Here is a 13,307-nt window from a genome sequence, read left to right as displayed (position 1 = left end):
TAATGCGATTAAAAGAGGAGGTACTAAAGTAGCTCGCTATCCATTATTCCAAACTTTGGAAGTGCCAGTTATGGCCGAAACTTCATAGAATTGTTCCTTGATGCCGTTAGGGCCAAGTGTTATGGTGGCAAAGCCATTGAGCACCCTAAACTCCAACAATTTAGTGGGGGGAATGCTATTTGGCATTGGCGTTTGGGAAAAATAGTCTATCTCTGGATTGGTCTTGCCACCGGTGTGCAACGATGTTCCTTTTCCAAATGGTATGGCGCCATGCCCTACACAACGAAGTTTGGGGCTTTCACCCGACGGACATCTATATTTGCCCGCCACAGATTGGTCGTTATACACAATACCATTATGGATATGGCCGTAGTACCAGTAATCCGGAGCGCGCCCAAGAGCATTAATCACTTGGGTGAATAATGGCTTTTTAATGTTGGTACCATCATAGGTTGGTGGGGTAAGGTCTTTTCCATCGGCGGTCATACCCGTATGGTGCGTCATTAAGATGATTTTTTGCGAAGTACCAATGTTCAAACTTTTGATGAAGTTTATTTGATGGGTATCGTATAAAGCACCATCCATATACATTTTACTGCTATCATAAAAGGCTGTGTCCAACCCTATAATGACCCAATTACCAAAGGTAATGGCAAAATAGCTAGTGTTGTTCTGCTCTTTAAGGAACAGGGGGTTTGCCAATGCAACATCAAAATATCCGTTGGCCCCATCATACATTTCATGGTTGGAGTTAAGCGTGAAATTTGCCTTTTTGCTTCTGGGGAAGTGTTTTAGAAGCTTGTTCATTTCTTCTTTGCCCAGGCCTGCGTAATAAACATCGCCAAGGTGGAGGGTTATGTCCGCTTTCTCTTCAGGGGGTAGATTTTTAATGGCATTGCCCACCAAAGAAGAGGGCGATGGAAATCCTTGATCATTATAGATTCCCGTACCCCAATCTCCCATAATTGCAATAGTAAGTTGGTCTTGACCCGTAATCTTGGTGGTCACGGGAGTTGTGCCAAATGTTGCATCAGCTTTTCTGTCCCATCTATAATACAGGTAATACACCAAGGATTCCGTCCAGTGATAGTCCAGCTGTGCGTATAGTGTTTCCAGATAGAGGGTGCCATCAGGAGCTACGACACCAGGGCCATTGGTTACGTTTTTCATCCAAATGTCCCAATCTGTTTTATGGATGTCGGTATTGGGCATTCCCATCCATTTTAGAATGTCCACAACACCCTTTGGAAATTGATGTAAAAGATAGAGTGCGGGGCCATATTCAAGATTACCATCCTGCGGTAGTGGTCTGTCTTTCATAAAATCTATAAATCGAATCTCACTTTCCTTAAGAAAGGTCCAATCGGATTGAAGCGGATTATTAGTAATTGGAGCTGTTCGATCTATGCTCAAAAGATCTTTGGTGAGCTGGTCAGATAATTCAGTAACGCTGGACATAAAGTGTTGTTAGGAGTTAATTGTCAGTAAGTTAACAATAATTACGAATTATCTCTTAAAATTGTAAGAAAAGTAATTATATTATACTTCGATTTCTGTTGAATTCTAAGCAAAATACTTTCTTAAGCCTTTTACCCTATATCTTGTGTGCTGATAAGATATTTATTATCTTGATAGTGAATCCAATAGCTCCAAATTTTTCAACAACTCCTCTTTAAATTGGCAGCGCTTTTTATTTCAGATAAAGAGGTGCTAAATGTCATGTTTTAAGAATAAAGAAATTGAGATTTTTATATCCTAAACACTAATGGTTATGAAAGTATACGATGACAAACACATAAAGAACATTGTATTTGTAGGTGCCCACAACAGCGGTAAGACTACTTTGGCCGAAACTATGCTTTTTGAGGCTGGCCTGATCAATAGGCGCGGTACCGTGGAAGGTAAGAATACCGTATCTGATTATCATGAAATAGAGCACCAGAGAGGTGCTTCTGTTTTTGCTACCCCATTGCACACCGAATGGCGCAATTATAAAATCAACATTATAGACACTCCGGGTCTAGATGATTTTATTGGCGAGATACTTTCTTCCATAAGGGTGGCTGATACCATTGTTTCCGTTGTAAATGCCCGTCATGGCGTGGAGATAGGCACGCAAATCATCTGGAACCATATTGACCATTACAATAAGCCCACATTATTTGTCGTAAACCAGATAGACCATAAAAGTGCCAATTTTGAGGATAGTTTTAAGGAAATCAAGGAATTGGTGGGCAATAATGCGGTGAAGATTCAATATCCCTTGGTCATTGATGGAGCGCAGTGCATTTTGGATGTATTGAAAATGAAACTATACAAGTTTCCTCCGCAAGGCGGAAAGCCCGAAAAATTGCCGATACCAGATGATCAAAAGGCACTGGCAGACCAGCTGCACAATGAACTGGTGGAAAAAGCAGCAGAGAACGATGAGGATTTAATGGAACTGTTCTTTGAAAAAGGTACCTTGAGCGAGGATGAAATGCGACAGGGCATAAAAGCAGGTATGTTGAACCATGAACTTTTTCCCGTTTTCTGCGTATCCGCACTTCAAGATATGGGCAGCGGCAGGTTAATGGGCTTTATTGACAATGTGGCCCCCGCCGCCGCGGATTTAAAACCTGAGCAGAGTTTAGAGGACAAAACCGTTTTACGTACTAAAGAGGCTCCAACGACCTTGTTTGTCTTTAAGACCGTACACATGCCCAACTTGGGGCAGCTGACATTCTTTAAAGTAAAATCTGGTGAGGTTAATGCCAATGATAAACTGGTGAATTCCAGAACTGGAGAGACCGAAATCCTGCACCAGCTTTTTATTATGGATGGAAAAAAGCGGGAACCCGTTTCAAAATTGATGGTAGGGGATATAGGAGCTACTTTAAAACTTAAATATACCGAGACCAATGATACATTGTACATGCAAGGACATCAGGTGACTATAAGGCCCATAATATATCCAGAATCCAGAACCAGTAAATCCGTAGTGGCATTAAAGCAGGCAGATGATGAAAAATTGAGTGATGCTTTGAAGAAAATCCATAGTCAAGACCCTACAGTGGTGATTACCTACTCCAAAGAACTGAAACAGCAGATTTTGGGCTGTCAGGGCGAATTGCACTTGGCTACTATTGGCTGGATTCTTGAAAATGGTTATGGGGTAAAAGCCAAATTTGAACAACCAAAAATTGCTTACAGGGAAACCATAAAACGTTCCTCAACGGCCAATTATCGTCATAAAAAGCAATCGGGCGGAGCAGGACAATTTGCCCAAGTGCACCTAAAAATAGAGCCTTGGTTTGAAGGCATGCCCGAACCCGAAGGGTTCAATATTAGGGGCAAGGAAGAGGTATCACTTCCCTGGGGTGGTAAACTACTTTTCTATAACTGTATTGTGGGAGGGGTGATAGACCTCCGGTATTTGCCTTCCATTAGAAAAGGGATTTTGGAGGTGATGGAATCGGGCCCACTAACGGGTTCTTACATACGGGATGTACGCGTCATGGTCTACGACGGCAGGATGCATTCCGTAGATTCGAATGACATTGCATTTAAAATTGCCGGCGCTCATGCCTTTAAGGCCGCATTTTTGAATGCCAAACCCAAGCTGTTGGAACCTATTTGTGAATTAACGGTAAAAGTGCCCGAAGAAATGGTGGGCAGTGTTATGACCGATCTGCAATCGCGTAGGTCAGTCATCCTAGGGATTGACAATGCAGACCGGTATCAAATTTTAAAATGTACCACACCAGAGGTGGAGCTTTATGGTTATTCTACCAATTTGCGCTCATTAACACAGGGCAAGGCTACTTTTAACTCGGTGTTCTCTTCTTTTGAAGCTGTTCCCGATAATATTCAGCAAAATTTGGTTAGAGCTTAACAGGGTAGAACTATATCCACAGAAGTAAAACTATATACCTTTTTAAAAAGGTAACAGATTACTTTTCGCTTCCCGAATGATTTTTTGTTCTGACGGAATTATCATTTCGACAGCTTTTGTAGGTTTCCAGCCCTTATTTAGCCCCAACTTTAAATAAAAAATCATGTTTAAAAAATATCGGGTGCTGAAATGGACATCCCTTTTTATTGTCAGTGTTATTGTTTTTGTGGTGTGCTTTTGGTTTTGGTTCAAAAGTTTGATACCACCATTTGATAAAGGCTTGGAGCTGACCCAAGTAAAAGACCTTCCCTACATATCGGAAAACATAGTTCCCCAAAGGGGAAAGATACTGGCTGTGGTAACAAGTACGGATATCATGGGAAACAGTGATAAAACTACGGGTTATGAACTTACCGAACTGGCGCGTGCCTATTACGTATTTAAAGCCAATGGTTTTGAAGTAGATATTGCAAGCCCATTGGGAGGGGAGCCGCCAGTGGTTATTGACGATGAAGACATGGGCGCTTTTGATCATGCATTTTTAAATGATTCGATTGCTCAGTATAAGACGAGCCACACCATTCCTATGAAGGATGTTGTTGCAGAAGATTATGAAGCTGTGTTTTTTGCGGGGGGTAAAGGGGCCATGTTCGATTTTCCCGATAATAAGGCCATTCAATCCTTGGTGAAAAACTATTACCAAACCAATAAGGTAATTGGAGCGGTTTGCCATGGGCCTTCAGCCTTGGTCAATATAACTTTGGACAATGGGCACCCACTTTTGAAAAACAAAACCGTCAGTGGATTTACCAACAAAGAGGAATTGCTCTTGATTTCCGACGCAAAAACAATATTCCCCTTTCTTCTTCAAGATAAGATGGTGGAACAAGGCGCCAATTTTAATGAGGGCGCTATGTATTTGGATAATATCAGCCATGATAATAATCTGATAACCGGACAAAACCCCTGGTCAACATGGAGTATGGCCGAAGGTATGATCAAACAAATGGGCTACACGCCAAAGCACCGGGAATTGACAGGCGAAGAAAATGCAATGAAAGTATTGTTGGCCTACCAGAAACATGGCAAGAAACAGGCCAAGCAAGTGATTGAGACCCTGCAAAAAGAAAAGAAAGCGATGGACAGAATATTATTGGCAAAGCATAGTGTAATGGCTGTAATGAAAGGTGAACTAAGTCACTTTCCCAATCTTATTGGTTTGGTCTCTTACGCCGAAAAGTGCGAGTCTAAAAGCGAAAAAATATAGGTAAATTTGAGAAAACAATTACTTGGGGCTTTCAGATATATTTCTTGTTATTGTTAGCAGTGCCGGCCTTTTACATGGAATAGCATTTGCTATCTATCTATGCTTTATTAAAAAGAAAAAAAAGCTCGCCAATTACTTATTGGCACTAATTCTGGTCTTTATGGCCTTTAGAATTGGCAAGTCTGTACTGTTGAATTTTGGCAACGACCTGGAACCACTGTTCATTTTTGCAGGCTTGGCTTTTCTGTTATTGATAGGCCCCTTAATACGATGGTATTACATGGCAATGACCCATGCAAGCTTTAAACTACCTCGTTATTATCTTTTGGAATTACTACCATTTTCCATCATCTTTTTGGGGAGCTTTTTTGTGACCAAAGATTGGTTCGAGACCAATAATCAACAGGTTGTTATCGTATTTGGAAGTATTCTTATTTTCATTTACCTCCATTTTGCTTTTTACATTTTTTTGGCTGCAAGCATGCTAAAAAAGACAAGGAAAAGCTATTCCAAAGAACCGCAGACAAAATCGCAAAGAGCAATATTTTCTTGGCTGAGTTTATTAATTGTTGGTTTTATTGTTATTTGGATATCCTACTTCTTGAATATTATAGAAGATACCGTTCCATATATCATTGGTCCTATAATGTATTCTGTAGTAGTATATTTTTTAAGCATTAAGGCGTTTCAACTTAAAGTAACCGATATTGATGGCAATACGTTCAAAAAGAATGATGATATGGCATTCTTCAACGAAATCTCTAAACTGATTGTAGAAGATAAGTTGGGCCTTGAACCAGATGTGTCCCTTTCCAGTGTTAGTAAGCTGATGGGTAAAAGCACTCAAAAGGTTTCTGAGGTAATTAATCAATATGCCAAGCGGAATTTTAATGATTTTGTAAATTTCCATAGGGTTCAAGAGGCAAAAAAAATGCTTTTGGATGATGAAAATGATAAGTACACCATATCAGCCATAGCTTTTGATTCTGGTTTTAGCAGTTTATCTTCATTCAATGGTGCTTTTAAGAAGTTCGAAGGGATAACCCCATCTGCTTTCAGGAAAAGTGTTCGCACATAAAACCAAATCATTTCGGTAAATAATTTTTGTAACTTACACAATGAAAACTCACTACTGCTAGCTATTTTGTCTTTAAAACCTATACGCCAATCTAAGTATTTTGCAGAGGATGTGCATAGTAAGCATACTTCTAAACCTACGCAAGAGGCAAAAATTGAAGATTCCCAACTTTGGCAAGAATTTCAATCCGGCAGTGAAGTTGCTTTTGCAAGAATATACAGAGATAATGTCTCTTTGCTTTACAATTATGGTTTGAAATTGGTGAAAGATAAAAACCTGATTAAAGATTGTATTCAAAACTTATTCATTGAAATATGGGATACCAAGCATAAGTTAAGTAGCGTGAAATCAATAAAATCTTACCTCTTTAAATCACTTAGAAGAAAATTGATTTCAGAAGTGGTATTAAGAAGAACTACTTTCAACGAAACAATAAAAGCCAGTACAACGCACAATATTGTCCATTCCATAGAACATAGTTTGGCTGAGAAACAAGCGTTTGACCAACAACAATTGAGACTGAAGGAAGCCATAAAAAAACTTACCGATAGGCAAAGAGAAGTAGTCTACCTAAAATACTACGCCCAACTTAGTTATGTTGAAATAGGCGAAATTATGTGTCTAAGCAAGAAGGGCACTTATAAATTGATGGGTAGGTCCATACATTTTCTTAGAAAACACATGGGGACTTTTACATTTTTGGCCCTATCTCTTATCCCTGATTAATCTTTACATAGTTTGGCAGGTCTTGTCTGGTATTATTTTTAAAATACCCCGATCTTGCCTATTTACTTATATTTTTTACTTTACATAATAGATTTTAATCAATTGAAAATCAAATTATTATATATTCTGTTTAAAAAAAGTGAATTTAACATGGGGTAAAAAATGGTTTTCTTCCTCTTATTAAGAAAATAGGGTTTCTGCCCTGTTACATATAGAGCTAAATGAAGTACGCCAATTATAAGGAAGAGGATTTTATAAAGGATGAGTATTTTCAAAAATGGGTTTTGAACCCGGATGAAATGACCGCAAATTTTTGGGATAATTGGGTTGCTTCAAATCCTGAAAAAAGAGAGATCATTCAAAATGCTTTGCGTTTTATACAATTAATGGACTTTGACATTCACGAACTTCCCGATGAAGATTTTGATGCCATGTGGCAAAATGTGATTCAACGCAGAAAAGGTGTAGAGAATAAAATTTATGGTGCCAAAAGGCCACACCGACTAAAAAGAAGCTATATCTTAAAAGTAGCAGCTCTTTTTGTTGGAATAGTAGGGATGGCTTATATAATATATCTAACAGGAGCACCTAATAACCGCGAGGATACAACTGTAGTTAGTGAACCAAGCATAACCTTGGAATTGGAAGATGGTACTATAAAAATACTGGATGATACATCTTCAGGAATCATTACCAACAATAAAGGGCATCAAATAGTAAATCAGAAGCAGAATACCTTGTTGTATGAGGCAGAAAGCATTGCTGCAACGGAGAATGTATCCTATAATCAATTGTCGGTTCCATATGGAAAGAAGTTTGAATTGATACTTTCTGACGGCTCACATGTCTTCCTAAATTCAGGATCCAAACTTAGATATCCAGTAGTTTTTTTAAGGGGAAAGCCAAGGGATGTTTATTTGGAAGGAGAGGCATATTTTTCTGTTGAAAAGGATAAAACTAGACCTTTTACTGTAATCACTGATGATATGAATACTAGTGTATATGGTACAGAGTTTAATGTTTCCAGCTACAAAAATGAAAACAACACTTCTACAGTGTTGGTTGAAGGTAGTGTTGGCGTGTATAAATCTAACAACGCGGAAGGTCAACAACCCATTACATTAACCTCTGGTGACCGTGCAGTTTTTAAAGAAGGCGCAATTGCTGTAGATCAGGTAAATGTATCTAAATACACCGCCTGGACAAAAGGAGAGCTATTTTTTGTGGATGATCGATTTGAGTTGATTTTAAAGGAATTGGAAAGGCACTTCAATGTAACTATTAACAATGATTTTCATCAACTGAATGATAAAAAGTTCACAGGAACTTTTTCGAAAGAATCTTTAGATCAAATTTTAAGGATATGCCAAGAACATACACCTTTTAGCTATATGGCAAACAACGATAGTATAACCATTGTAAACAACCAACAATGAAAAATAAATATAACCCAGCTTTCATATCATAGCTATGGAAGTAACCAAAACAAATAAAATATGAACTGAACACAACTGAAAACTAAAAATCGGAAAGTGTTCCAGCACTTTCCGATTACAAATTTGATCTAAGTCGTACGAATCAACAAAAATCAAAACAAAATTATGAAAAAACTAATGAACTCATTGGTTAGGTGTTCCAGCATCTTTCCAGAATTTGATTTAAAAATGAAATTTTTACTCTTGTTTTTCATGGTAGCCCTCTTCCAGTTAAAGGCAGAACCGGGGTATGCGCAAAAAATCAAGATTGATCTGAATATAAAAGACGGCTCTATATCCAAAATTATTGAGGAAATAGAATCAAAAACCGAATTCAAATTCTTCTACAGCAAAGAGGAATTGGATTTGGAACGCAAAGTTAGCATTCAAGTTAAAAAACAAGAAATCCGAAAGGTTCTTAAAAAACTGTTTCCCGATGGTAGCATCAAATACAAAATAATTGATCGCCAAATTGTATTAACATTAAATAGAGCAGATGCACCTATAGAAGAAACCTCTTTGGATGATATTATAATCCAGGAGTCTTTTAATATTTCAGGAAGAATCATCGATGAAATTGGAGAACCTCTACCAGGTGTAACAGTTCAAATTAAAGGTACTAACCAAGGTGTCATTTCCGATTTTGAAGGTAATTATTTATTACAGACAACTATTGATGCAGGGGATTATGTGCTTGTTTTCAGGTCGCTAGGCTTTACTACCCAAGAAGTTGCCATAACCCTTGGAACGCAAGCTGAAGTTGTAAGCAATGTTACCATGGGCACCGATATTCTGGGATTGGATCAGGTTGTAGTAACTGGAGTTGGAGCATTAACAGCTAAAAAACAAATAGGAAATACCATTTCTAGTGTCACTGGGGCTGAGATAGCTGAATCTGGAGCTGTTGATATTACAGGAGCGCTCTCTGGTAAATTGGCTGGGATTCAAGTATCACAAAACTCGGGAGATCCCGCTGGAGGTATTAGTGTTAGGTTAAGGAGTGCTAGTACGGTCAACGGAAGCTCTGATCCGTTGTATATTATTGATGGGGTAATAGTAAACAATAACTCCACTAACGTGCTGGATGTGACCAGTGTGGTCCAAAATCGCTTGTCGGACATTAATCCACAAGATATTGATAGGGTAGAAGTTATTAAAGGTGCGGCAGCTGCAGCAATATATGGATCACGAGCAAGTAATGGAGTAGTACAGATTTTTACAAAAAAAGGACGATCTGGAAAACCGGTAATTACGGTATCCTCCAGTGTAAATTTCAATTTCCTAAGAAAAAAACGGGATTTCAATGAAGAGCCATTGGATTGGACTTCTACAGACATTACAGTTCTTGATACGGAACCTGTTACGCGATATGATTATCAGGATATGGTTTTTCAGAATTCAGCTGGAACGGATAATTATGTTTCAATTTCTGGGGGAACCGAAAACACGGACTATTTTGCTTCACTCTCTTATTTGAAAAACGAAGGGATAATGAAATCCACCGATTATGAGAGAAAAGGGGGTAGAATAAGGGTTAATCAGAAAATCAATGACTGGGCATCAGCTTCAGCTGGTATGTATTTTTCTACAAGTCACAGTAATGATGTCCCCAATGGAGGATATGGATTTGGGGTCTTACAGACCATTTTGTTTACCAACAATAAAATTGACCCCGCTCCAGATGAGAACGGTAATTACCCACAAATGACCTTTTATCCAAACATTCTGGAATACATTGAAACATTTGATTTTCAGCAAAACAACAATAGGACAATCAGTGACCTTCAGATAAATTTATCCCCAACCAATAATCTAAAGATTAATTATACCCTAGGGTATGACAATGCAGAATCAAGAGGGACCAGATATGTTCCAATAGGAACTACCACGGTGCCATTGGGCAGTGCAAGTACCACTACTATAAGCGCAAAATTGTTCAATAGCGATTTGAATGCCTCTTTTGATAAAATGTTAAGTGAAAACTTAAAATCTACCACAACAGCTGGGTTTTCTTGGCAAGCTGATGAAAATATAGTTCGGTCCATTTCTGGCACTGGATTGGCATTGGGTGTTAAAACCACAAATGGGGCAGCTTCAATAACCACAAATGAAAGTAGGAGCGAGAGGACTTTTTGGGGAGGATTTTTACAGCAGACGTTTGGTCTAGACAATAAACTTTTCCTCACTGGTGCAATTCGGTTGGATGGATCTTCGGTATTTGGAAAGGATGAAAGAAATCAATTTTACCCCAAGGCAAGTACATCATATCTTCTTTCAGAAGAGGATTTTTGGCAAGAGAATATAGGTGATGTCATCAATAGTTTTAAACTTAGGGCAGCTTGGGGGCAGGCCGGTAACCTTACGGCTATTGGGCCTTTTGATAGGCTATCTAATTATGCAGCCATAAGTATTGATGGAAATTCAGGTTTGATAGCACCCACGCGACTAGGAAATGCCAATTTGAAACCTGAAAGACAAACCGAATTGGAGTTTGGAGTTGATATGGCCCTGTTTGATAATAGATTAGGACTTGAACTGACCTATTACTCGCAAGATATAGAAGATCTTTTGCTTGCACGTACACTATCTCCGAGTACAGGTGCCGGATCTAGAGTGGAAAATATAGGAACAATGACCAATAAAGGGTTTGAAGCGATGATAACAGCAACTCCAATTCAAACAAATAACTTTAGTTGGTCGATTACAGGAACCTATTCATCCAATAGAAATGAGGTAAATGATATTGCGGGTGAACAGTTTGGAATTGGAAATTTCAATTTTTCTGTTGCTAAAAATGGAGAACCTTTAGGTGTATTTTACCAAGGGTATTATGCCAGAAATCCTGACGGAAGCTTACTCTTGACTCCCGGTGGACTTCCACAAAGAGAAAAGGGTTCGGTGGATGCCAATGGTAATCCCGTGCCAGAAAGAGATGGTTCAGGACAGCCTAGTGGAGCTAACTTGAGCAAGGTTATTGGAGACCCCAATCCTGATTTTATAGCTTCATTGATCAACGAATTAAAGTACAAGGATTTTTCATTTAGAATGCAGTTGGACGCTGTTCAAGGCGTTGATATTTTAAGCTGGGACAAACGGATGTTCTATCGTTTTGGCGGTGGCCCTGCAACAGCAAGCGAATTACGAGGAGATGATGTTAGAGGAACAGGTAGGGCAAATTTTGGTATTGCTGAGGCCTACATTGAAGATGGTTCCTATGTTAAACTTCGCGAAATATCATTGGGATATTTGTTACGAGAACCGCTTAAAGGAGTAGAAAGTTTCAAATTCTCTTTAACGGGACGTAACCTATTCTCAATTGACAACTTTTCAAGCTATGACCCGGAAGTAAACATTGATGCACAAAGCAATGGATCACGGGGAGGTATTATGGGGCTGATTCCCATTCCAGCAACAATTAAGTTTGGTGTAACAGCTACATTTTAAATTAAAAAATTGAAAGATGAAAAATATAAAAATATACAGCATAATAACCATTTTTCTTATTATAAACAGCGTGTTTGTCGCATGTGATACAGAGTTTGAAAACCCTAATAATCCAACAGAGCAGGTTGTTTTGGAAACAAAAGATGGACTCTTTGCTTTGGCAACAGGAATAAGGCAATATTATTCGGTAAATGTATTGAGACAGGTAGTGGAAGCTCCAGGAATTACCACTAGAGAACTAGGGGTGACCAACACCTTTTTAAATATAAATGAACTGGCCAAGGGTGGAGCCGAATTACCACCAGAAAGCGGTGGTATTACCAACCCGTGGGTTAACCTTTTGAGAGCCAAAGGAATGGCCGAATCGTTAATTGAGGGAGCCAATACGGTGGAACTCACTGCTGGCACACGTAGTGGGCTTTTGGCCTATGGCCATTTGTTCAAAGCAATGTGTTTGGGAGCTATGATCCAGATGTTTGAACAAGCACCTATCAATAATTCCGCTGATGGAGAAGCTCCGTTTAGTGAACGTGCATTAGTGTTGGCAGAATGCATATCTCTTTTAGAAGGTGCACGTGATGTACTGGCAGCTACACCTATGTCTGATGAGTTTAAATCAACCGTTTTATGGGCAGATGTTAGCCTCCCAAAAACAATCAATGCCTTTTTATCAAGATATCAATTATGGTCAGGGAACTATTCAGAAGCAATTTCTGCTGCAGATGCAGTTCTTAATGACAGTGATGCTACCAATTCAATGTGGATTTATGATGCTAATAATCAAAACCCCATTTGGAATAGGACTGTTAATTCAACAGATTTAAAGCCTCAAACCAATTTTGGTCTACTAGGGACATTTGTTCCAGAGGCAGGCGATGGCCGTATAGCTTTTTATCTAGGTGCTGATGCTGGATTTGCCAATGCAGATGCTGGAGGCCAGGCAATTAGTGAAATGTTGGGTTTTGCAGCTACAGGCACAACCTCTGTTCCCATTTATCTCCCAGGTGAAATGATGTTGAACAAAGCAGAAGCTTATGCTAGGCAAGATCAATTGGACAATGCAGTTACTCAAATTGATTTGGTGCGGCAAAAGAATGATGACCCTCTTGGAGTCAATGCAAACCTGGCTGCATGGACTGGCAATGCATCAAGTCAAACAGAAATTTTGGATGAAATCTATAAGAACAGATCCATTGAACTGTTTCTCACTGGATTGCGATGGGGAGATAACAAACGGTTTTTTCCAAATTTCTCAGTTCCTGTAGAGGCCAATACAACCAATCAAAGGAACAGAGAGTTTTACCCATATCCAACAGTGGAAAGGGAAAACAATCCAAATACACCGGCAAATCCTTCCATTTAAAAAGGTTTTGAGTTGTTTAGTTATGTATGGGGGCGGCGGCGCGGTTGCCCCTATACTTTTAACAACTGACCTTCAATTCT

At 39.0% G+C, this 13,307-nt stretch carries 8 protein-coding genes; 7 read left to right on the top strand and 1 reads right to left on the bottom strand.

Annotated features, from left to right (window positions below):
• Nucleotides 1-36: 36 nt before the first annotated feature.
• Nucleotides 37-1,458, bottom strand: a complete 1,422-nt coding sequence (locus CRO15_RS08690) for a metallophosphoesterase family protein (RefSeq protein ID WP_097045405.1) — start codon at nt 1,456-1,458, stop codon at nt 37-39.
• Between the two features lie 313 nt (nt 1,459-1,771).
• Between CRO15_RS08690 and CRO15_RS08685 the strand changes: the two genes are divergently transcribed.
• The 7 genes from CRO15_RS08685 to CRO15_RS08655 all read left to right on the top strand — a co-directional run bounded on the left by CRO15_RS08685 (nt 1,772) and on the right by CRO15_RS08655 (nt 13,227).
• Entirely contained in the window at nt 1,772-3,874 is a 2,103-nt protein-coding gene (locus CRO15_RS08685) for an elongation factor G (protein ID WP_097045404.1), read from the top strand.
• 163 nt (nt 3,875-4,037) lie between these two features.
• Nucleotides 4,038-5,141, top strand: a complete 1,104-nt coding sequence (locus tag CRO15_RS08680) for a type 1 glutamine amidotransferase domain-containing protein (RefSeq protein WP_097045403.1) — start codon at nt 4,038-4,040, stop codon at nt 5,139-5,141.
• Nucleotides 5,142-5,301: 160 nt separating this feature from the next.
• Nucleotides 5,302-6,219 carry a helix-turn-helix domain-containing protein gene (locus CRO15_RS08675; protein ID WP_133067237.1) on the top strand — a complete coding sequence of 306 codons (918 nt, stop codon included), beginning with the start codon at nt 5,302-5,304 and terminating at the stop codon, nt 6,217-6,219.
• 111 nt (nt 6,220-6,330) lie between these two features.
• Nucleotides 6,331-6,945 carry an RNA polymerase sigma factor gene (locus tag CRO15_RS08670; RefSeq protein ID WP_165769937.1) on the top strand — a complete coding sequence of 205 codons (615 nt, stop codon included), beginning with the start codon at nt 6,331-6,333 and terminating at the stop codon, nt 6,943-6,945.
• A 221-nt stretch (nt 6,946-7,166) separates the two neighbouring features.
• Entirely contained in the window at nt 7,167-8,381 is a 1,215-nt protein-coding gene (locus CRO15_RS08665; protein ID WP_097045400.1) for a FecR family protein, read from the top strand.
• A 165-nt stretch (nt 8,382-8,546) separates the two neighbouring features.
• On the top strand, nt 8,547-11,864 hold the full coding sequence (locus CRO15_RS08660) for a SusC/RagA family TonB-linked outer membrane protein (RefSeq protein ID WP_097045399.1): 3,318 nt from the start codon (nt 8,547-8,549) through the stop codon (nt 11,862-11,864).
• 16 nt (nt 11,865-11,880) lie between these two features.
• On the top strand, nt 11,881-13,227 hold the full coding sequence (locus CRO15_RS08655; protein ID WP_097045398.1) for a RagB/SusD family nutrient uptake outer membrane protein: 1,347 nt from the start codon (nt 11,881-11,883) through the stop codon (nt 13,225-13,227).
• The last annotated feature ends 80 nt before the right edge of the window (nt 13,228-13,307 follow it).

It is taken from the genome of Flagellimonas pacifica, from assembly GCF_900215465.1.
In the GTDB taxonomy this organism is placed as follows: Bacteria; Bacteroidota; Bacteroidia; order Flavobacteriales; family Flavobacteriaceae; genus Flagellimonas; species Flagellimonas pacifica.
This window is presented reverse-complemented; position numbering and strand designations above follow the sequence as displayed.